This is a genomic window from Candidatus Eremiobacteraceae bacterium (genome assembly GCA_035295225.1).
GTDB lineage: Bacteria > Vulcanimicrobiota > Vulcanimicrobiia > Eremiobacterales > Eremiobacteraceae > JABCYQ01.
Window position 1 is genome coordinate 1 of record DATGJI010000029.1, and the last position, 21765, is coordinate 21765.

Here is a 21765-nt window from a genome sequence, read left to right on the forward strand (position 1 = left end):
CATTTGGCCCGGAATATTTTGCGTCGGTGCTCGCGCGAGCCGCAGATCTGGGCTGCAGCACACAGACGATGATCGCCACGCTGACCGCCGGCGCCGCGCAAGCGATCGCGCGCGCGATTCCGGCCGGGACGCAGCGCATCATCGTCAGCGGCGGCGGCGCGCGCAATCCCACGCTCTTGAGACACCTGCGCGACGCGCTTGCCGCGCGATTTCCGGCACCGCCGTTGTTGTCGAGTTCCGACGATTTCGGTTTGCCGGCCGATGCCAAGGAAGCGATGGCCTTTGCGTTCTTCGCCGTGGAGTGTCTGCGCGGCCGCAGTACTAATGTGCCGGCGGCGACCGGCGCTCGCAGATCTGCCGTGCTCGGCAAGATCGTGCCCGGCGAGAATTACGCGTTGCTGCTGCACGCGATCGCGATGCGGTGAGCGGCCGCAGCGGAGTTGCGATCGGCGTCGATGCCGGAGCAAGCTCCACGCTGGCGCTGCTCGTCGACGACTCGTGCCACGAAATCCGCCGTGCATCTGCGGGAGGCGCGAACGTTCGTGTCTTGGGTCGCGAACGTACCGCGGCGGAACTCCGCAAAGCGGTCGAGCCGCTTGCCGAGTGCGGTCCGGAGCTGCGCGCCATCTGCGTCGGCGCCGCCGGAGCGGGTCGCACCGACGATCGCAAAGCGATAGAAGACATCGTCCGCGCGATCGTGCCGCGCTGTGCAGAAGTCATCATCTGTCATGACGGCAAGATCGCGCTCGAAGCGTTCACGCACGTGAGGCCCGCACTCGCGATCATCGCCGGCACCGGCAGCTTCGTCTATGGAGAGGATCGGTTGGGTCGCGGTGTGCGCGGCGGCGGCTGGGGACCGGTCATCGGCGATCCTGGAAGCGGATACTCGCTCGGTCTGGCGGCGGTCCGTCATCTCTCGAATGCGCTCGACGGCGTCGCAGAGTCCGATGATCTCTCCGAAGCCGTCGCGGCGCAGCTCGGCGTTCGAGATTTTGCCGAACTCGTCGAGCTCGTGCAGCGTTGGCCGCCGGACATCGTACGGATCGCGGATCTCGCGAGACTCGTCGGTGATGCGAGCGCGCGCGGATCGCGCGCGGCGGCCGCGCTAACCGAAAGAGAATCGCGCGCCCTTTGTGCGATCGCAGAGAATGTGGCACGAGCGATCGGCGACGGAACCGAAACGGTGCCCGCGTGTCTCGCCGGCGGCGCCTATTCTGCGGTGCCGGAACTCCGCCGTTCCTTGACCGATCAGCTGCGCCGCGTGGGTGTCGAGGCGTCACGTCTAATGGTCGAACCCGCGCTTGGCGCCGCGCGGCTTGCGCTGTCCGCGAGACCCAAGGGATAGGCCCATCGAGTCCCAAGCTGGGACCTTTCGCGGATTGCCGCGTATCCCGATTTCCGCTATTGTCTAGTAATGCGGTAGAGTTACTAGAGAACTAGAGAATTGGGGCCTAGGTTAAGGACCGGCGGCCGCTCATTATGGCGCGCTTAACTTTTGGTTAACGACCTAAACGCCCGAGAGGAACGCCTCCGGGCTGCCAAAAGGAACCTTGCTGGGTAACTACCGTTTGCTTATCCGCACCGTCTACTTTTCTAGTAAAGGATGATCGTAACTGTGAAATACTGGATGCGATACGCGCTGGCGATATTGGTCTGCGTGCTCGCGATCGGGCGTGCGCTGCCGGCAGCCGCGGCCGATCCGAACAACCCCTTCGCCGATGTATCCCCCTCGGATCCGGCATATCTGGCCATCGTCCGGCTACACGACGCGGGCTATCTTCAAGGTTATCCGGACGGATATTTCCACGGCAAGCGACCGATCACGCGCTACGAGATGTCAATTCTCGTCGATCGCGTCGTGAGCGAGCTCGAGTTTCAGCTCGACAATCCGGCCGGCGCGATGAAGGTCACGCAACGGTCGGTCGCAGACGCGCGCCTGCTGCTCGATACCTACGGCACGCAGATCAATAATTTACAGAAGGCGCAAACCGCGCTGACGCAGCAGGTCTCAACGCTTGCGGCGACCGCTGACCGGACGCAAATACACCTGTACTCGTATGTGCGTGCGCCCGGAACGTACACGGAAACCGTCAGCGCGTTCAATAACAAGGGCGTGCCCTTTAAGGCCAACACCGCGGTGAGCGACGGCGTCAGCACGTACAACCAGGGCACGAACGCGCGAGGCACCGGGCTCGAAGTGATCAGGCTTATCATGAGCGGGAACGTGGACAAGCAGACGAGCTACGCGATCCGCCTCGAGAACAAGAACTACTTCGGCCAAGCGAACGTCAACGGGTTCGACAACGTGACGCCCACGACGAACAGCTACAACGACCAAGGCGTGCTGCGGCTCAACTACGCGTACATCAAATACAACTTCAAGAACTCGCCGCTTTACACGCTCGTCGGCAAGTATAGCGCGAGCGGAGATCTCGGCTTGACGTTCTCGAACGACTACTTCAACGGCGGACAGCTCGGCTTCAACGGCCGCGTGAACGGATTCTTCGGCTTCGGCCAGCAGAACGGTCCGGACCTCGGCAGCAACTTGCCGTTCGGCTACGTTCCGACCGGACTTGCGTCCACCGGCTCGTTACCGCACACGCAGTTCGCGTGGATGGGCCACGCGGGCTGGAGCGCGACCCCGAAACTCACGGTCGGAGCAGACATCCTCGATCAGTCGGCTCTGCCGCAGAAGATCTGGTCGACAGTGAAGCAGAACTTCTTGAGCTTCAACCAGCCGCTTGCGGCCGGATCGATAGCTGCCTCGTACAAGTTCTCACCCGAAGCGACACTGGCGGTCGAAGGGCTGCAGCGCTTCGGCAACGACCCGACGACGCACTCCGCCTGGATCGATAGCCGGGCCATCTGGGTGCAGGGCCTATTAGGCAACAGCGCCGCCGCCGACGGAAACTCGTATGCGGAAATCGGCTATGCGGGCACGGGCTACAACTCAGTCATCAACGGCAACACCGGCCTGAACGGCACGCCGTTCTACACCTACTACTACACCGGTCAGGCGAATGACCGCCGTATGACCTACGGCAGCATCTACCACTACGTCGGCAACACCGTCCGAGTCGGCGTGACATATCTCGACTGGGGACTGAACGTTCCGGAGCCGATCGTGCCCGGCACCGGCATTCCAAACGGCTCATACCTCTCGACCAACGACAACCGCGCGCTGTTCTTCAGCACGCAGCTGGTGTTCTGACCTCGGCAACCATCTCGATAATGTAGGGCGGACCTTTACGGTCCGCCTTACATTATCATATCCGAGAAGTGAGTCGATTGTTCTAATCCGTTGCGTTGAAGAGCCCGAGCGCGCCGGCATCTGCATCACCGAAGGAATGCGTCACAACCGGATACGTGCCGGCCTGTTGCACCGTGAACTCGACGACGGCGCCTCCGCCTGGCGGTATCGCGGTCGTCTGAATACCTTCGAGCTGATTCGACGGATTGCCATCCACGAGCACACGGCTCAAAATCGTCCCGACTATGTGGAACGCCGAGAAGTGGCTCGGGCCGGCATCAACGACGAATACTCTGACCGGCTGCCCGACCTTGATCTGCAGCGGATTCACGCGGTACCGGAATGCGAGACCATTGAAGGTCACGACATCCGCCATAGCGGTCTTCATCTTGGAGAGATCACCGTAGAATATTCCCGGCGCGCCCGGATAAGGCGACGGATAGAATTCGCTCTGCACGAGCACGAACGACCGGGCGTCCGAACCCCAACCGTCCTTTGGATCTACGATGACCGCGCCGTACATCCCGTTGCTGATGTGTGCAAGCACGGGCGGCGTTCCGCAGTGATAAAGAAATGCCCCCGGATAGCGAGCAACCCATGAGAAGTGGAGCGTCTTCCCGGGCTGCACCGTCTGATACGCGATATTCGGCGGGGCAAGCGCCGCGTGGAAATCGATCGAGTGGCCCATCATGGCTTTGTTCGTCAGCGTGACGTCGATCGTGTCACCGACTTGAGCATGGATCACCGGGCCCGGCACCGTGCCGTTGAAGGTCCAGGCTCTGTACTTCACGCCCGGCGCGATCTGGACCGTACGATCGAGCAATACAAGATTTACCGTAACGGTGTTGCCGCTCGGCAAAGGTGGAAGCGATTCGGGATTCGATTGCGGCGTTGGAACGGCGTACCCAGGTTCGGTCGTTGAAACTTCTGCGGTGACAGCGGGAACCCGAACGTCTGCCGGTGCGTCGGCTGAGGCGGATCGTCCGGAACATGCGGTCAAATACGCCAGTGCCACCGTCGATAGTAATGCTCCGATCGACGAGCGATTCATGAGGCGCCTTCTTTCAAGTTCCGACGTTGCGTTTGATAACGCTGCGACTGAACTGACGAAGTTTGCCGCCGCCGACATGCAAGTACCTGCCGACACCCAGGGCAGATGCGCCGAAAGTGGAACGCTGAGGAGCGTATGGCAGACCTGCCGCTCACCGAATCCACGAACGCGAAAACCGCAGATCTCGATCTGTTAGATACAAGCGAGATACTCCGACACATCAACGAAGAAGACGGCAAAGTCGCAATGGCCGTCGCGCTCGAAATCGGCGCGATCGCGTCCGCTGTTGATGCGATCGCAGCCCGCGTGCGCATCGGCGGAAAACTGCACTACTTCGGCGCCGGTTCGAGCGGCCGGACAGCCGTTCTCGATGCTGCCGAAATCCCACCCACTTTTTCAGCCAAGGACGTTGTGGTGGGCCATATCGCCGGCGGCGCGCGAGCGCTCACCGAGGCGGTCGAAGCATCCGAAGACGACGCCGCGGCCGGCGCCGCGGAAGTTGATCGCGAGGGGATCTCTGCACGAGATGCAGTCGTGGGTATATCGGCGAGCGGCGGTGCTGCGTACGTTGTCGGAGCACTTCAACGCGCACGCGATGCAGGCGCACTGACGGTCGCGCTTGTGAATACGCCGGATTCCAAGATCGCCGCCGCTGCGGATTTCGCGATCGTTGTACAAACGGGTCCGGAAGTACTGACCGGCTCCACGCGCATGAAGGCCGCAACGGCACAAAAACTTGTCCTGAACAGCATCAGCACGGCGGTGATGGTGAAGCTGGGCAAAGTGCACGGTAACCTCATGGTCGATCTGCACGCGAGCAACAAGAAACTGCGCGCGCGAGCGCAACGTATGGTGATGATGTTGAGCGGCGCATCGGCCGACGTCGCGAGCGCCGCACTGGAAGCAAATGAGTGGCACGTCAAGCCCGCAGTGGTTCAAATCGTGTCCGGCGTTCGAACCCCAGAGCAAGCAGCGGAAATATTGGCGGCCGCAGGCGGCAATTTGCGTGCGGTTCTCGAGCGCTATCCGCGGCAGGAATGACACGCTCCGCATCGAACCTAAGTTTCAGCCAGGAAGCAGCGTTGCCAAGGCGACGCGCTCCCGGGTTTTTTGTTTTGAAGGGGCCGACGCCAGTCGGCCCAGACGCTAGTCGGCTCTACCACGAGAACCTCATTCCGCGGTGCGGGCGAAGCGCACGCTCGCGACGCCGATGAGCACGGTACCAAGCGCGAAGACCGCGGTGATGGAAGGCCAGAGCGTATCCACGCCCGCGCCACGCAAAACGATGCCGCGCAGGATCTCGAGGAAGTACGTCAGCGGAATCGCAAAGCCGACCCATTGCATCACAAGCGGCATCGCGTCGCGTTCGAAGAAGAAACCCGAGAGCAAGATCGACGGCAGCATGACCGCAAACGACATCAGCATGGCTTGGGCCTGCGTCCGCGCGATCGTAGAGATCATCAAACCGAGCCCGAGCGCGGCCACCAAGAATCCGAGCGCGCAGAACAAGAGAAGAAGAAGACTTCCTGCGATAGGCACGCCGAAGACAAATCGCATCGCCGTCAATACCAACACGAAGTCGATGAATCCGATCGCGGCATACGGCGTGATCTTCCCCAGCATAAGACCTGTCGCGCCGATGGGCGTCACGAGCAGCTGATCGAGCGTACCGCGCTCGCGCTCTCCGACGATCGAGAGCGACGTGAGGAAGATCGTGATGATCTGCATGATCACCCCGATCAGTCCAGGCACCAAATAGTTCGCGCTCCGCAAACTCGGATTGAACAGCACCCGCGTTCGGACGTCCACGACCTGCGGCGCGATGCTCGCACGTCCGAGCTGTGCCGACAGCGCCTGACCGATCGCGCCGCTCGAGGCCAGCGCTTCCTGCGCGATGGATGAGTCGGAGCCATCGACGAGGACCTGCACCGTAGCCGGGCGTCCGAGACGCACATCAGCCGTGAAGTTCGGCGGAATATCCACGGCGACGCGCACGCGCCCGCCAACGATGCGCGATCGCAGGTCGGCTCGCGACGAAGCGCTGTAGACCAAGTCGAACTCATTGGAAGCGCGTAGCGCGTCGAGCAGCCGCACCGCGTCCGGACCGTGATCCTCATCGAAATATGCCGTGCCGATGTGCTCCACCCGCGTGTTGATCGCATAGCCGAAAAGTAGCAGTTGGACGATCGGCAGCATCAGCGCGAGGATCAGCGTCATCCGGTCATGCGTCACGTGGATGAGTTCCTTGAACAGCACGGCGCCGTAGCCGTGGAGGTTGAACGGCCGCCTCACGTCGAGCCTTTCGCGCGCGTGAGCGCCACGAAGACGTCCTCGAGCGACGGCTCGATGCGCTCCACGTGACCGACTGCGCCGCCGGAAACCGCGAGATCGTCGTGCACGCGAGTCTCGCTCGCGCTCGCATCGGCGACGATATGCAGATCCCGCCCGAAGATCGTGACATCGCGGACATAGCCGAGAGACCGGGCGCGCGCGAACGCCTGCATCACGTCGTGCGTCGAGACTTTATATCGAACGGTTCCAGGCGGATTGACGTCGGGCAGCGCGCGCAACTCGTCGAGCGTGCCGAGCGCGATGAGATCACCTTCGAAGATGTATCCCACCCGCGAACAACGCTCCGCCTCGTCCATATAGTGCGTGGTGACGAACAGCGTGACGCCTTCGCCCGCGAGCGTGAACAGCAGATCCCACAATTCGCGCCGCGCCACGGGATCGATGCCCGCGGTCGGTTCGTCCATGAAGATCACGCGCGGCTCGTGCAGTAAGGCGCACGCAAGCGCCAGCCGCTGCTTCCATCCGCCTGACAGCGTGTTCGCGGTATACGCGGCAAACGGTGTCAAGCCGGTCACGTCCATGACGGCCGATTTGCGCGTGCCTCGGCGGTCGGCGCTGAGGTCATACGCCCGCGCGTAGAACTCGAGATTCTGGTTCACGGTGAGGTCGCCGTACAGCGAAAATGATTGAGAGACATAACCGATCGAACGGCGCACGCCGTCGCCGTCGCGCTCGACGTCGAAACCGGCGACCGACGCGTCGCCGGCGCTCGGCTGCACGAGACCGCAGAGCATTTTGATCGTCGTGGATTTGCCGCTGCCGTTCGGGCCTAAGAATCCGAACACTGAGCCGGCCGAGACTTCAAAGGATACTGCGTTGACCACCGTGTGGCCGCCGTATCGCTTTGTGAGTTTCTCCGCGCGGATCGGAGCCGTCAAGGCAACGCGACGCTGGCCGTCGTCCCCGCGCGCACGACGCCATCGGGATCGTCGATCCGGATTTTGACGCCGAACGTCAGCGAGGCGCGATCTTCAGGCGTCTCCACGTCTCGCGGTGTGAACTGCGCGTCGGAATCTATTTGCTCGACCGTTCCGGCAAACGTGCGTCCACTCACGGCGTCGGATCGAACATCGACTTTGGCGCGGAGCGAAAAACGCCCGATATCGGCCTGATCGACATAGATACGGACGTACGGGTTGCGTCGCTCCTCGACGGTCGCGACACCGACGTTCGGTGCGATGATGTCACCCGGACGAAGGTCGATCGCGCTGATCGCGCCGTCGGCCGGCGCCCGAACGACGCACTGCGCCAGGCGCGCGGATTGGGCGGCGACTTGCGCCTGCGCTGCCTGCAGCGCGAAACGCGCGGCCGACAAGGTTTGGGGTCGGGTACCCGCGCGCACGGTCGCGGCGTGCGCGAGCGACGCCTGATAGGATTGTGCGGCAGCATTCGTCTGCTCCGGAACGTCAGCGCTTTCGACGACCGACGCTTGCGCGCGCGCGTCTTGCAGACGTGCTCGCGCACCAGCCGCAGCGGCGCGCGCCGACCGATACGCTGCGACAGCCTCGTCGGCCGCCTGCGCGGAGATCGCGCCTTGCGCGTACAGCGCGGTCTGGCGTTGCGCCGTTTTCTCCGCGAGGGCGGATTGCGCTGCCGCCTGACGGTAGGCATCGGCCGCCGAGCGCGCCGACGCGCGGGCCGAAGCGATGCGCCCGCGGGTTCCAAGCAACGCCTGCTCGTACACTGCGAGCGATTGCGCGGCCTGCGCATTGGCTTGCGAGATTTCGCTTTCGAGCGGGCCGGCGGCGAGATCGTCATAGTTCGCCGCCGCTTGACGCTCTTGCGCCTGCGCGGCTGCGACCGCCGCTCGCTCGTCGGCATCGTCGAACGTGACAAGAACTTGGCCCGCGCGAACGCTGTCGCCGGCCGAGACACGAACCGAGGTGACGCGCCCGCCGACCGTGCTGCCGACAAGCGCCGAATCTCTGACAACCGTGCCGCTGAAGGGGAACCGATCGCTGCGACTGCATGCCGTCGCCGCGCATGCCGCGAGGATGACGATAAGAGAGATCGCGCGCGGTGCGGTCATGCGCCGTCGTTCGCGCCGCCGCCGTCCGATTCTTCGTCGCGGCGAGGTCAGGGCTTAGCGTTGCGAGGCTAGGGTTTCGCGCGTTCGGCGTTATATGTCTTGACGAACCCGGCGAAACTCGAAGCCGTGATCGCCTTGCCGAACAGATACCCTTGCGCCGAATCGCAGCCTTCGGCTTGCAGCCAGCGCGCCTGTTCGAGCGACTCCACACCTTCGGCGTGCACCTCACGCCCGGTGCACAGCGCGAACGCGATGATGGCGCGGACTATCGAGGCATCGTTGTTGTCGGTCGGAATCCCGCCCACAAAAGAGCGGTCGATCTTGATGATGTCGACCGGCAGACTCTTCAAGTACGCGAGCGACGAGTAGCCGGTCCCGAAATCATCGAGTGCGATCCGCACGCCCAACTTGCGTAGTTCGCCTAAGACGATCTGCACGGTGCCCGGATGCTGCATCGCCACCGCCTCGGTGATCTCGATGCCGATCTTCGCTGCGCTCACGCCCGCCTGGGCGATGGCCGCAGCCATCTGACGGACGAAGAGCGGCGATTGAAAGTGCTTGGCCGAGACGTTGAGCGTCACGCGCAGATCCAGGCCTTCGTCCTCCCAGATCCGGCATTGCCGGCATGCCTCTCGCATGACCCACGCGCCGATGGGGATCATGAGGCCCGACTCCTCCGCAGCAGCGATGAAGTCGTTCGGCATCACGAGACCGCGTTTCGGATGATTCCATCGGATCAAGCCTTCTGCGCCGATGATAGATCCGGTCGAAAGGTTGGCGAGAGGCTGATACTGGAGCACGAACTCTTGACGATCGAGCGCGCCGCGAAGCGCCTCGTGCAAGACGCGCCGCGCTTCCAGATTCGCGCTGATCTCGGCGCTGAAGAAGCAGATCGTCCCTGGGCCCGCTTTCTTCGCCCGCGCGAGCGCTTCGCGCGCGTTCGCCTCGAACGCCTCGCGGTCGTCGGCATCGCCGGGGTAGAGCGCGACCCCCACGCATGCCGTGATCGAAATCTGATGGCCTTCGACGTCGAACGGCCTGCCAAGCGCGTCGGCGATCGCCTTCGCCTGCCGCTCGTAGTCAGCCGTCGTGGAGCCTGTCGCAAGCACGCAGAACTGGTCCCCGTCCATGCGCGCGATCAAGTCGGCGCTCGGCGCGACCTCGCGCAATCGGCCCGCGACCTCGACAAGCACGGCGTCGCCGACGGCGCGGTTGATGTCGTTCACGCGCTTCAGGCCGTCGAGTCCGGCGAGGAAAAGTCCGAATCGATCGGTGCGATGGGCTGACGCCGCGAAGCGTTCCTTTAGGCGCGCGATGCAGAACGCGCGATTGGGCAATCCGGTGAGGTCGTCCTCAAAAGCGATCTTGGTCAGCGCCGTCGCGCGTTCACCCTGCGTGGCCAATCGGGCCACGCAATCGGCCAAGAGCTCGACGTAGAGCACGTCGTCGACCGAGAAGTCGTTGGCGCGGGCCGCGTTGGCGCCGAACGTCAAGATATATTCCTTGCCGCCGCTCGCGAACGTGGTGCCGATCGACGCGCCGCGTCCGTTCGCCTCGCCGCGAAGCTGTATCGTGCCCTGAGCCGCGGCGACCGTGCCGGAGAACGTCGCGCGTAGTGCCACGCGCGTTCCGGGTTCGCGTTCTTTATCTTCCGGCAGCGCCGCGTCGAGGACGAAAAACGTATCTTCTCTATGACCGAGTGCCGCAAAGTCTAAGCCGAGCTCGCGACGGCCTTCTTCCATCACTGCGATCATCTGCGCGCTCGGATCGAGATCCGAGCGGATGCTCAAGCGCCAGAGTGCGTCGAAGCGATCCTTGCGGATCGTCGTGCTTGCTTTGTCACGCAGGGACCAGAGATACATCGGCGGACCGCCGCCGTTGACCTCGACGACTGCCGCGTCAAGTCCGAACGCGTCGCCGTTCTTGCGAAGACCGACGCCCATGAAACCTGCAGCCGGTATGACCGCGACCGCCCGTCCACGATCCTCGACGACCGCGCCTATTTTCCGCCCGACAAGCGCCGCCGAATCGTAGCCGAACAGCGATGCGGCGGCCGGGCTGCATATGGTGATGTTGCCCTGCAGATCAGTGACGATATAGCTCTCTACGCCCGAATCATGAATGATTCGAGCACCTGCCGACTGGTCGGTCCTCTCGATGGTCTTTTTCACGCGCTCCGTCTTCGCACCCCGAGTTCATTATCGGCCGGACGGAGGCGGGCACCTAGGTCGCGGGCGGCTGGCAGACCTCCACGAGGGTGCCGCCCGTCGAGCTGGGGTGGATGAATGCGATAAGGTTGCCGTGTGCGCCGCGCCTAGGCCGCTCATCGATCAGCCGTATGCCCGCTTGGGCGAGGCGGACAAGTTCTGCTTCGATATCGGTGACGCGGTAGGCGACATGGTGCAGCCGCGTGCGACGATCGCCGCGAAAGCGTTCGAGCGCCGACTTTGGATCTATCGGCTTCAGCAATTCGATCGTCGCGTCTCCCGCGGACATCCCGACGATGTCCACGCCCTGATCGGCGACACGTTCGCGGTAGCGAACATCGAATCCGAGCAGCGCGTAAAGTTTTTCTGCCTCCTCGAGATCCGCGACGACGAGCGCGACGTGGTCCATCGAGCGGCCGTTCATCGCACGTCGGCCGCCGGGCGGTGCGCGGAGAATATCTCACGCAAAGCGTCGCAGACCTCGCCGAGCGTGCAGCCGTCGTCCACAGCCGCGATGAACGCCGGCATGAGCGGCGCGCCGGAAGCTGCCGCGACCTTGACCTCGGCGAGCCGGTCGGCGACGAGCTGTCCGTCTCGGCGCGCGCGGAACGCGGCGAGCGCGCCGGTTTGAGCGCGCTCGAAAGCGGGATCGATGCGCAGGACTTCAACCGCTCCGCCCGCCTCGGATACGTCGGGATCCACGAACGCGTTGACGCCGACGATCGCATCTTCGCCCGCCTCAACGCGCCGCTGCGCCCGATACGCGCTGTCTGCGATCTGCGCTTGGACCCAGCCGCTCTCGATCGCAGCAACCGCGCCGCCGCGTTGCTCGACTTCCGCCATGATCGACGACGCGGACGCAGCGATATCCGCCGTCATGCGCTCGACGTAGTAGGAACCGCCCAATGGATCCGCGGTGTCGACGACGCCGCTCTCATGAGCGATGATCTGCTGCGTACGCAATGCGAGTTTGGCGGCTGCGCGCGTCGGCAGACCAAGCGCTTCGTCTTTGCCATTTGTGTGGAGCGATTGCGTGCCTCCGAGAACGGCGGCGAGCGCCTGCAGCGCGACGCGGACGACGTTGTTATCCGGCTCCTGCGCGGCGAGCGTGGATCCGCCGGTCTGCGTGTGGAATCGCATGAGCCACGATTTCGGCGACGCAGCCGCAAAGTCGTCGCGCACGATGTGCGCCCAGAGCATGCGAGCGGCGCGGAACTTGGCGATCTCCTCGAAGAAATTGTTGTGGGCGTTCCAGAAAAACGACATGCGAGGTGCGATGCTGTCGACCGGAAGTCCGCTGTCCACGGCAGCGCGCAGATACGCGCGAGCGTTTGCGAGCGTGAACGCGAGCTCTTGGGCGGCCGTCGCGCCGGCTTCGCGGATATGATAACCGCTGACGCTGATCGTGTTCCAACCCGGAACGTCCGACGCGCAATAGCGCATGAGGTCGGTGACGAGACGCATGGACGGCGCGGGCGGGAAGATGTACGTACCGCGGGCGGCATATTCTTTGAGGATATCGTTCTGCGATGTGCCTGAGAGTTTCGCAAACGGAATGCCCCGGCGCCGCGCGACGGCGAGATAGAACGCCAAGATCACTGCAGCCGGCGCGTTGATCGTCATGGAGACGCTTACTTCGTCGAGCGCGATGCCGTCGAACAGCGTGGCCATGTCGTCGACGGTGCAGATGGCGACGCCGGTCCGGCCGACTTCGCCGAGAGCGCGCGGCGAATCTGAGTCCATGCCCATTTGCGTGGGGAGATCGAAAGCCACCGAAAGACCGGACTGACCGCGCGCGCGCAAGTAGCGATAGCGTTCGTTCGACTCCTTGGCGGATGCGAATCCGGCGTACTGGCGCATCGTCCACAGCCGGCCGCGGTACATATCTTTTTGGATGCCGCGTGTGAACGGATATTCGCCGGGCGGCGGTTGACGATCGAGATCGAGATCCGAAACATTTGCGGATTCATAATATGGCTTGATCTCGATGCCGCTCTCAGTTGCGCGCCGTTCCATGCGGGGGACGTTCGGCCTGAGGCAGAATCGGCCTTCGCGGAACTCTCTGGTTCGGCGTCTTCTTCGCATGGGAAGGTAGCATGACAAATCGCATCAATCATCTCGCGGTGTTTGTCGCGGCCGTCGCATATTTCGCGTGGGGCGGGGTCTACTTCACGATCTTCAGCAATCAGTGGCTTGCGCTGACCGGTCTGACGAAGGCCGAAGCGGCACCGGCGGTCGTGCCGTACGTCTGCGCGTTTTTGATGGGGTGGCTCTTCAGCTACGGCGCGGCGATCGCGCTCGGCAAATCCCGAGAATCGAGCGCGGGCGACGGCGTCCGATTCGCCATCTTCATGTGCATCGTATTTTATGCGAGCACCGTTTTGACCACGTCGCTCTTCGAGCATCGCTCGCTCGGCTTGTGGGCATTTGATTCGGCGTACGTCCTCGTGGGTCAAGCGATCGCGAGCGCGATCGTGGGAGGGTGGCGCGCGAAGGCTTAAGCTCCTGCGCGATCGTCGAACGTGACGATCGGCGCGTCGCTCTCTATCGTCTCGCCAATTTTCACGTCGATGGATCGGATCGCGCCGGCGCGCGGTGAGACGATCTCATTCATCATCTTCATGGCTTCGACGATCGCGACGACTTGGTTCTCCGCGACCGTGTCGCCGGCTGAGACGCGCAGCTGGGCGATGATGCCGTGCATCGGCGAAAGAACGTGTTGGCTATCGGCAGAGCGGGCTTTCGAATGCGCGTCGCGGGCCGCGGATCTGCGCGCCGGTACCTGCGATCGCTTCGCCGTCGTCGCATCCTCCAGTCCATAGACCCGAACCGAGTACCGCTTGTCGTCGACTTCGACTGCGATCTCGCGCGGCGGACCGCTCGCTGAGATCGGCGCGTCGCTCTCGAAGGATTGCATCGATCCGTCTGTGCCGGAATCACGAGCGGCGTACGCCGCCGCAACGGCGCTGCCGCGCTCGCGCATGAAGCGTTCGATGGTCGGCGTGGCGTAGTCGCCGCGCTTGAATTCGTCATCATCGAGCAGCAACGCGACAAATGGAAGAGTCGTATCCACCCCCTCGACGCGGAATTCGCCGATCGCCCGTCGCAGGCGGGCGATGGCTTCCGGCCGATCCTGACCCCAGACGACGAGTTTGCAGAGCAGCGAATCGTACGATTCGGGAATCGTCCAACCTTTGAAGACACCGGAATCGACGCGGATGCCCGGGCCGCCCGGCTCCACGTAACGCGTGATCGTGCCGGGGCACGGGCGAAAATCGGCGTTCGGTGTCTCAGCGTTGACGCGCACTTCGATGGCGTGGCCGCGCGGCGCAAGCTGGCCCTGCGTGAACCAGAGCGGCTCGCCCGCGGCGATTCGGATTTGCGCTTTGACGAGATCGACGCCGTAGGTCATCTCGGTCACCGTATGCTCGACTTGAATGCGCGTGTTCATCTCCAAGAAGTAGAACTCATCGCCATCCACGAGGCACTCGATCGTACCTGCGCTGTCATAACCGATCGCGCTGCCGAGCTTGACCGCCGCGGCGTGCAGCCGCTGCCGCACCGTCGGCAAGATGCGGGCGGGCGTTTCTTCGACGACCTTTTGGTGGCGCCGCTGCAGCGAGCAGTCGCGCTCGCCGAGGTGGACGACGTTGCCGTGTTTGTCGCCAAGCACTTGGACCTCGACGTGCTTCGGGCGTTCGAGATAGCGTTCGACGTAGAGCGTGCCGTCGCCGAAATAGGCGGTGGCCTCTTTGCCGGCGAGCGAGAATGCGGCGTCGACGTCACCCGGTGCACGCGCGATCTTGAGCCCCTTACCGCCGCCGCCGGCGGATGCTTTGATCGCGATGGGATAGCCGACGTGTTCCGCCCAATCGCGCACGGCATCGGGTCCGGACACAGGCTCAATCGTGCCCGGCACGACGGGAACCCCGGTTTCGTGCGCGACCGCGCGCGCGGAGATCTTGTCGCCCATGCGCTTGATCGCGGCGGACGACGGACCGACGAAGCACAGGCCCGCCTCGACGCAGCGCGCTGCAAACCCCGCGTTCTCGGCGAGGAATCCGTAGCCGGGGTGAACGGCGTCGCAGCCGGTGCGCTCGGCGGCGCCGAGTATCTTGTCGATGTCGAGATATGATTGGGCCGCCGGAGCCGGACCGATATGTATCGCCTCATCGGCGGCCGCGACATGTGCGGCGAACCGGTCGGGCTCGGAATAGACCGCAACGCTTGCGATTCCGAGTTCGCGGCACGCGCGCATGACGCGGATCGCGATCTCGCCGCGGTTCGCGATCAGGATCTTCTTAATGGACACGGTCGTCGAGCGCCTCGCGCCGCGCAGTCGCCTCCCACGCCGATGGGCGCGGTTCGCTCGCGGGTGCGCGCTTGAGCAAGGTCTCGATCGCGAGCCGGATAGCCGACGCTTCGCCTACCGAGACCGGGCCGGCAACGTCGATGCGCACCGTCATAGCGGGATGTTGCCGTGGCGCCGTGCGGGCCGTGCAACGCGCTTGGTCCGCAGCATCTCGAGCGCGCCGATAAGCCTCGGCCGCGTCTCTGCGGGATCGATGACGTCGTCCAAGTATCCGCGTTCGGCCGCGATGTACGGATTGGCGAAGCGTTCGACGTACTCGTCGACGAGCTGCGTGGCGCGAACGGCAGGGTCCGACGCTTTTGCGATCTCGTCGCGGAACACGATCTTGACCGCGCCTTGCGGTCCCATGACCGCGATCTCCGCGGTGGGCCACGCGACGTTGAAGTCAGCCCGGATGTGCTTGCTGCACATGACGTCGTAGGCGCCGCCGTATGCCTTGCGCGTGATGACGGTGAGCTTCGGCACGGTCGCCTCTGCAAAGGCGTAGAGCAGCTTTGCGCCGTGTTTGATGATGCCGCCGAATTCTTGCGCCGCGCCGGGCAGAAACCCAGGCACGTCAACGAACACGACGATGGGGATGTTGAACGCGTCGCAGAAACGGACGAAACGCGCACCCTTTATGGACGAGGCGATGTCGAGCACGCCCGCAAGCACCTTCGGCTGATTTGCGACGATGCCGACGCTGCGGCCGCCGAGGCGCGCGAAACCGACGACGAGCGATCCGCCGTAGAGCGGTTGGACTTCGAGAAATTCGCCGTCGTCCACGATGCGATGCACGATGTCCGTCATGTCGTACGGGATGTTGGGTTCGGCGGGTATCACGTTCACGAGGTCTGGATCACGGCGTTGGGGATCGTCGCTCGTCGGCGCGAGGGGCGGATCGTCGAGATTGTTCTGCGGCAGAAATGAGAGGAGGTGGCGGATCTGTTCGAACGCATCCGCTTCATCGGCGCAGAGGAACTGCGCGACGCCGCTCTTCGCGTTGTGGGTGAGCGCGCCGCCGAGCTCCTCGAACGTCACATCTTCACCGGTGACGGTTTTGATGATCTCTGGCCCGGTGATGAACATCTGCGAGATCTTGTCAACCATCAAGATGAAGTCGGTGATGGCGGGGCTGTAGACGGCGCCGCCGGCGCACGGACCCGCTATCAGCGAGATCTGCGGAATGACTCCCGACGACTGGACATTGCGCCAGAATATTTCTGCGTAGCCGCCGAGGCTGACGACGCCTTCTTGAATACGGGCGCCGCCCGAATCGTTGATGCCGATCATCGGGCAACCGACCTTGAGCGCGAGATCCATGATCTTGCAGATCTTCTCGGCGTAGACTTCGCCGAGCGACCCGCCCATGACGGTGAAGTCCTGCGAGAAGATACAGACCTGCCGGCCGTCGATCGAACCATGTCCTGTGATGACGCCATCGCCGATGAACTTGACATCGCCCAGGCCGTACGCGTCGGACCGGTGCACGGCGAATGCGTCGGTCTCGACGAAACTGCCGGGGTCGAGCAAGGCTTCGATGCGCTCACGGGCGGTCAACTTTCCGCGGCCGTGCTGGCGCTCTATCGCGGCCTCTCCGGCGGGTGCCGCCGCTTCCGCGCGTTTACGCGCGAGAAGATCCATCTTCGCGTCGTGATTCATCGACGCGGGGTGTTCCTCGCCAGGGGTGCGCCTACCCGCCGAGCGAATCGAATCGAATGGCACGCGTTGTGTTGCTGCAGTTCGATACCGATCCCGGATGCGCCGACCACCGCGCGCTCGTCGCGAGTGTCTATCCGGAGTTCGCGGAAGCCGAGCCGCGCTGGCCGGTGTTCTTCGAAACGCTCGCACAGCAGCGTCCGGAGATCGTCGTGATTTCGTGCGGTAAGCTGCCGTCTCACGGCCGCGAAGCTGCGCGCTATATCAATGAAGGCTTCAACACGCGAAACATGGAGGTGCTGCTCATCGACGTGGAGCCGAGAGAACGTGCGCGTACGCGCGCGGCGGCGCCGGATTCGGAGATCGTCGATCGAGAACGTCTATCCGACGAGCTTCGTAGGCTGCTCGCCGATCAGCGCGCTACGACCGCGCGCGGCTGAGAACGTTCAGCGCCGTTCTCAACTGGACTGCATCGCCGTTCGCCACGTCGTCCGGGAACACGCCGCGCCGTTCGAGCGGGCGGCCGTCCGGGCCGCGAATGTCCATGGTGGCGACGCGCAATAGACCGCCGTCAGCGAGTGGAACCTCGGCGTCAACACCCATGACCTTGCCCGCCGTGCGCGTGCCGACGATGGTCGCGCGCCGGTAGAATTGCAGCGCGCGCGCGAGCGTTTCGGCGCCGCTCGACGTCGCCGAATCGACGAGTACGACGACGTTTCCCCGATACGCGGTGCCGGTGCTCGCGTCGGCGGTGAATGAGTAGGACTCGAAAGCAGGCCAGCGGCCGGTCGCGGTCGAGATCAGCGCTCCTCTTGGAAGAAATGCTCCGGCGGCCGCGTCTACCGAGGAGACCTGTCCGCCGGGATTGCCGCGCAGATCGAGAATCAACGCCGGCTTCCGTCCTTCGATTTCCAGTGCCCAACCTATCGCCGTCGACAAGTTGTCTGGAAACGATGCGATGCGGACATACCCGACGCGCGGCGTGAGATCGCGCCACGTGATCGTGGGCGCCCTCGAATCGAGTTCGTCGGCGCGAAGGTCCGCCGGCGAATAGACGGCCGTGTGGCTGTCTCCGAGCTGCGCGAGCATGGCGCGCAACAGCGCGTAGCGCGCAGCGGTCGTGGGAGCAGCTTCCACAAGCGGCCGATAGTGCGCGACGAGACTCATCCACGGGATTCCGTGGAACGTCGGGTCGACATAACGGTCTGTGACGGTATCGGCGACTGCATCGAATACGCGCCTACCGACCGGTTCGGCCTGGAGTTGAGCCCGGACGAGAAGGAGCGGCACGAGGATTGCGGCCGCGACCACGCATGCGACCACGCGTCTTCGCGCGATCCGGCGCCGATGGATCGGCCAGTACGGTACGGCCGAAAGTTCCCAGTTCACGCGCTTATCGTTCTCCGCCTGGCCACTTCGACGGCCGGGCGGGAACCCCCGCGCGCGCGTCGCAATGTAGCGGCTGTGACGGCTGCATATGAGGTTGAGAAATGATCACCCGCCGCCGCTGGGAGCGCGTGCGCGTCAAGCTCGATGTCGTCGTGTTTGACGCAAAAGGCGAGAAGATCACGACGGCGGCGACGAGCGACATCTGCGAATCGGGCATGGGCGTCACGAGTCCGCTGCCGCTCGAGGTGGGCGCGACCCAAGGCTTCACCGTGGCCGCGATCTTCCCGCAGCCGTACAAGGGGATCGTACGCTGGAGCACGCCGACGGGGCGGGGTACCGAGTGCAACGTCGGCATCGAGATCACCGGAGAAACGCGCGCGCAAGCCGATGCGCTGCGCGCCGCGGTCGCGCGCTGGCGCGCGCAAGTCTCGAAGGGCTTGCAACCCTAAAGGATGCTAGAAGGGGCCGACGTGAGTCGGCCTTCGCGTCGGCCCCTTCAAAGAAAACCGGGCCGACTAGCGTCGGCCCCTTCAGCAAATCGGCCCTTCAACAAGCCGCTTCAACAAATCATCTGGGGTAGAGCCATTGCTCGAGCGTTGTGTGGCGCACGCCGCTCTCGCCGCCGAGTTCGCGGCGAAGCTCGCCGAACGTGCAGCACGATTCGGCGACCGCATCGTGTTTGTGAATGCTCTCGTAATTTATCTGACGTGCGAATACGAACCCATCGTCTGCGACGTCAGCGAACGCATCGGCTGCGAAGCGCAGCATCTCGCGGACAACGTCCTCGACAAAGCGCGGCGTGGCATGCGCTTTGTTGACGACGAAGAGCTCATCCGGCCGCTTCAAAAGGTCGTACGTCTCAGAGGACATCGACTGCTCGACGATCTCCACGAGCATCGCGACATCCGCCGCGCGGTCAGCACCGATGAACAACGTTCCTCGGCCGCGCTGATTATGCGTGGCCACAGGCATGAGGCTGAGCAGCCGCTCGATCTCACCCGGTTCGACGCCGGCGGTCGCAAGGCGTGCGCGCGCGTCTTCAGCCACCATCGTCTGTGCGCACGGGCACGCGGTTATGCCTTCGGCCTCGACGCCGATGAGCCGGCGCCGATGACTGCTAGAAACGACCGCTCGGGCAAGGACCGTATAAAACTCGCGCGTGTCTTTCCCACCGGCCGGCGTCACGCGCGGCAGCGTGATCTCAGCGCGCGCCGTCACCTCGGCGCGTTCAGCGCGCTGGCTTTGCACGACGCGGTCGGCGATGGCGAGCGCAATTTCGTCGATGCCGCGCTCATCTGCAACGATGACGTCGGACAACGCATCCTCGAGATCTTGCGAGAACCGCGACATGTGGACGCCGCTGTGCTGCGCGTCGAGGTCGGCGAAGATATCGAACGTCGCGATCGTCGTGCGCAGGCCCGCGAACCCTGCGCCGAGGGTGACGAGCGACCGGACGCCGGTGACGCCCGCGCGGTTCAGCGCGAGCGAGACCGCGGGCCGCGATTCCTGAATATCCTTACGAACCCGCGTAAGGACGCCATCGCCGGAAAGTCGGACGCCGCTTGCATCGATCCGCGCAGCCAGCTCGCCCACCGACCGGCTCAAAACCGGGTGGCGCAGATCCGGCGCGATCTCGGCGAGGGGCACGAGCACGAACGCACGCTCGGCTAAGCCGGGGTGCGGGACTTGGACGTCGACGTCGTCGATCACGAGTTCATCGTACAGGAGCAGGTCTAAGTCGATCGCGCGAGGACCCAGCTTGCCGTTGCCCCGCCGTCCGACTGCGCGCTCCACGTCATGCAGCGCGGTGACGAGCGCATCCGGCGCCAGGGCCGTCGTCCCGATGCATGCGAGGTTGAGGAAATCCGGCTGTTCGCTCGTACCTACAGGCACGGTGTCGTACGGCGACGACACTCGGGAGACATCGACGAACTCGCGCAAGCGAGCGAGCGCTGCGGCGACGTTGCCGCGGCGGTCACCGATGTTCGATCCGATCGCGATCGCGACGTTGTGCTTTGCGTCATTCATCTCTCGATGCGGAAAGTTCGCACGAGCCCACGACCATCCCGTCATTATCCTTGACAATGTTGCATTGACGGCAGTATGATTTTCGTGAGCCTCAAGCGGGGGCCGCTCTACACGCACCGATCGGCGAGCGGGCGCACAACTGCCCGCATCCGAGTTGCGTAACCCGGGCGTAGCGATTGGGTATGATCCCCAATCGACCGAAAGCCGATGCGAATCCCCGTTTTTATCGGGCACCGGTGCAGCAAGGACCGGCACACGCTTGAGGCCATTCTCACCAACGTTTCAGTCCCGGGAGGGCCGTGCGGTCCTCTCTTTTCGCGTAGCGGGGCAACGGGCAGCGGATTTGAACGGAAGTGTCGAATACTTACGTATATAGTATAGGTCTGACGGGACGCGCGGCGCGCAAGCTCGTGCGGGATCCCGGGCCGAAGGAGTCACCGATCTTATGTCCATGTGGGAACCATTCACCGAGCGAGCGCGACGGAGCATCGTCTTAGCGCAAGAAGAAGCGCAGCGCCTCGGCAACAACTACATCGGAACCGAACACATCCTGTTAGGTATCATCAGCGAAGGCGAAAGCCTGGCCGCAAAAGTGCTCGAGACGCTTGGCGTCAACTTGGCCAAGGTCCGCGCCGAGGTCGAGGCTATCGTCGGCCGCGGCGGTCAGACCGTCCAACAGGAGATGGTGTTCACGCCGCGCGCGAAACGCGTCATTGAACTCGCCTTCGAAGAGGCGCGTCAGTTAAGCCACAACTATATCGGCACAGAGCACCTGCTGCTTGGCCTCATCCGCGAAGGCGAAGGCGTCGCCGCGCGCGTCCTGACGAACCTCGGCGTTGATCCCGCCAAAGTGCGCGTCCAGACCACATCGCTGCTCGGCGCCGAACAGCAAACCCAGAGCGGCCAGGCAAAGGGCAAGAGCAAAACGCCGACGCTCGACGCGTACGGCCGCGATCTCACCCAGCTCGCCCGCGAGGGTAAACTCGACCCGGTCATCGGCCGTGCCACCGAGATCGAGCGCGTCATCCAGATCCTCTCGCGCCGCACGAAGAACAACCCTGCGCTCATCGGCGAACCCGGCGTCGGCAAGACCGCGATCGCCGAAGGCCTCGCTCAGCGCGTGATCTCCGGCGACATACCGGACCTGTTACGCGACAAGCGCGTCATCACGCTCGATCTCGCCGGCCTCGTCGCCGGCACGAAGTATCGCGGCGAATTCGAAGAGCGCATGAAGCGCGTGATGGAAGAGATCCGCGGCGCCGCCGGCGAGATCATCCTCTTCATCGATGAGCTGCACACGCTCGTCGGCGCGGGTGCCGCCGAAGGCGCGATCGACGCGAGCAACATCATCAAGCCTGCGCTGGCGCGCGGCGAACTGCAATGCATCGGCGCGACGACGCTCAACGAGTTCCGCAAGCACATCGAAAAAGACTCGGCGCTCGAGCGCCG

20 protein-coding genes are annotated in these 21765 nt (G+C 63.9%); 8 read left to right on the plus strand and 12 right to left on the minus strand.

The window, feature by feature from the left end; all coding sequences use genetic code 11:
* The 3 genes from VKT51_05185 to VKT51_05195 form a co-directional block, all read left to right on the plus strand.
* Positions 1-425 (plus strand): anhydro-N-acetylmuramic acid kinase (locus VKT51_05185; GenBank protein HLJ83547.1); only part of this gene is annotated, 425 nt, incomplete at its 5' end.
* Complete coding sequence (locus VKT51_05190) at positions 422-1345, plus strand: BadF/BadG/BcrA/BcrD ATPase family protein (protein HLJ83548.1); 924 nt, start codon at positions 422-424, stop codon at positions 1343-1345. The genes VKT51_05185 and VKT51_05190, both read left to right, overlap by 4 nt.
* A gap of 270 nt (positions 1346-1615) precedes the next feature.
* Positions 1616-3211, plus strand: coding sequence for an S-layer homology domain-containing protein (locus tag VKT51_05195; protein ID HLJ83549.1), 1596 nt, complete (start codon positions 1616-1618; stop codon positions 3209-3211).
* A gap of 82 nt (positions 3212-3293) precedes the next feature.
* Here the strand turns inward: VKT51_05195 and VKT51_05200 are convergent, their stop codons facing one another.
* Positions 3294-4301, minus strand: a complete 1008-nt coding sequence (locus VKT51_05200; GenBank protein ID HLJ83550.1) for a multicopper oxidase domain-containing protein — start codon at positions 4299-4301, stop codon at positions 3294-3296.
* 135 nt (positions 4302-4436) lie between these two features.
* Between VKT51_05200 and murQ the strand changes: the two genes are divergently transcribed.
* Positions 4437-5342 (plus strand): N-acetylmuramic acid 6-phosphate etherase, encoded by a 906-nt coding sequence (gene murQ, locus VKT51_05205; protein ID HLJ83551.1) that lies wholly within the window; start codon positions 4437-4439, stop codon positions 5340-5342.
* 129 nt (positions 5343-5471) lie between these two features.
* Here the strand turns inward: murQ and VKT51_05210 are convergent, their stop codons facing one another.
* The 6 genes from VKT51_05210 to VKT51_05235 all read right to left on the minus strand — a co-directional run bounded on the left by VKT51_05210 (position 5472) and on the right by VKT51_05235 (position 12905).
* A complete protein-coding gene (locus VKT51_05210) occupies positions 5472-6593 on the minus strand; it encodes an ABC transporter permease (protein ID HLJ83552.1) in 1122 nt (373 codons plus the stop codon).
* The gene (locus VKT51_05215) at positions 6590-7531 is read right to left on the minus strand and encodes an ABC transporter ATP-binding protein (GenBank protein HLJ83553.1); all 942 of its coding nucleotides are present in this window, start codon (positions 7529-7531) and stop codon (positions 6590-6592) included. The genes VKT51_05210 and VKT51_05215 overlap by 4 nt, the downstream gene beginning before the upstream one ends.
* Positions 7528-8682: an HlyD family efflux transporter periplasmic adaptor subunit gene (locus tag VKT51_05220; GenBank protein ID HLJ83554.1), complete on the minus strand. Its 1155-nt coding sequence runs from the start codon at positions 8680-8682 to the stop codon at positions 7528-7530. The genes VKT51_05215 and VKT51_05220 overlap by 4 nt, the downstream gene beginning before the upstream one ends.
* Before the next feature lie 68 nt (positions 8683-8750).
* Positions 8751-10853 (minus strand): sensor domain-containing phosphodiesterase, encoded by a 2103-nt coding sequence (locus VKT51_05225; GenBank protein HLJ83555.1) that lies wholly within the window; start codon positions 10851-10853, stop codon positions 8751-8753.
* Between the two features lie 52 nt (positions 10854-10905).
* Positions 10906-11298: a methylmalonyl-CoA epimerase gene (gene mce / locus VKT51_05230; protein ID HLJ83556.1), complete on the minus strand. Its 393-nt coding sequence runs from the start codon at positions 11296-11298 to the stop codon at positions 10906-10908.
* Positions 11299-11309: 11 nt separating this feature from the next.
* On the minus strand, positions 11310-12905 hold the full coding sequence (locus VKT51_05235; GenBank protein ID HLJ83557.1) for a methylmalonyl-CoA mutase family protein: 1596 nt from the start codon (positions 12903-12905) through the stop codon (positions 11310-11312).
* A gap of 80 nt (positions 12906-12985) precedes the next feature.
* On the opposite strand from VKT51_05235, the gene VKT51_05240 reads away from it, so the two are divergent.
* Positions 12986-13390, plus strand: a complete 405-nt coding sequence (locus tag VKT51_05240; GenBank protein ID HLJ83558.1) for a DUF1761 domain-containing protein — start codon at positions 12986-12988, stop codon at positions 13388-13390.
* Here VKT51_05240 and VKT51_05245 read toward each other — a convergent pair.
* From VKT51_05245 to VKT51_05255, 3 genes are read right to left on the minus strand one after another with little or no spacing between them, the layout of a single operon-like run.
* The gene (locus tag VKT51_05245) at positions 13387-15201 is read right to left on the minus strand and encodes an acetyl-CoA carboxylase biotin carboxylase subunit (protein HLJ83559.1); all 1815 of its coding nucleotides are present in this window, start codon (positions 15199-15201) and stop codon (positions 13387-13389) included. The two genes, VKT51_05240 and VKT51_05245, sit on opposite strands and share 4 nt — an antisense overlap.
* On the minus strand, positions 15191-15349 hold the full coding sequence (locus tag VKT51_05250) for a hypothetical protein (protein HLJ83560.1): 159 nt from the start codon (positions 15347-15349) through the stop codon (positions 15191-15193). Before VKT51_05250 ends, VKT51_05245 begins: the two co-directional genes overlap by 11 nt.
* A gap of 2 nt (positions 15350-15351) precedes the next feature.
* Complete coding sequence (locus VKT51_05255; protein ID HLJ83561.1) at positions 15352-16902, minus strand: acyl-CoA carboxylase subunit beta; 1551 nt, start codon at positions 16900-16902, stop codon at positions 15352-15354.
* 56 nt (positions 16903-16958) lie between these two features.
* Here VKT51_05255 and VKT51_05260 point away from each other — a divergent pair, with 56 nt between their 5' ends.
* Positions 16959-17339, plus strand: a complete 381-nt coding sequence (locus tag VKT51_05260; GenBank protein HLJ83562.1) for a hypothetical protein — start codon at positions 16959-16961, stop codon at positions 17337-17339.
* Here VKT51_05260 and VKT51_05265 read toward each other — a convergent pair.
* On the minus strand, positions 17320-18288 hold the full coding sequence (locus tag VKT51_05265; protein HLJ83563.1) for a S41 family peptidase: 969 nt from the start codon (positions 18286-18288) through the stop codon (positions 17320-17322). The two genes, VKT51_05260 and VKT51_05265, sit on opposite strands and share 20 nt — an antisense overlap.
* 101 nt (positions 18289-18389) lie before the next feature.
* On the opposite strand from VKT51_05265, the gene VKT51_05270 reads away from it, so the two are divergent.
* Entirely contained in the window at positions 18390-18737 is a 348-nt protein-coding gene (locus tag VKT51_05270; GenBank protein ID HLJ83564.1) for a PilZ domain-containing protein, read from the plus strand.
* 118 nt (positions 18738-18855) lie between these two features.
* On the opposite strand, the gene mptA is transcribed toward VKT51_05270, so the two are convergent.
* Entirely contained in the window at positions 18856-20316 is a 1461-nt protein-coding gene (gene mptA, locus VKT51_05275) for a GTP cyclohydrolase MptA (GenBank protein HLJ83565.1), read from the minus strand.
* Between the two features lie 451 nt (positions 20317-20767).
* Between mptA and VKT51_05280 the strand changes: the two genes are divergently transcribed.
* The coding region (locus tag VKT51_05280) for a Clp protease N-terminal domain-containing protein (protein ID HLJ83566.1) at positions 20768-21765 on the plus strand (998 nt) is incomplete at its 3' end.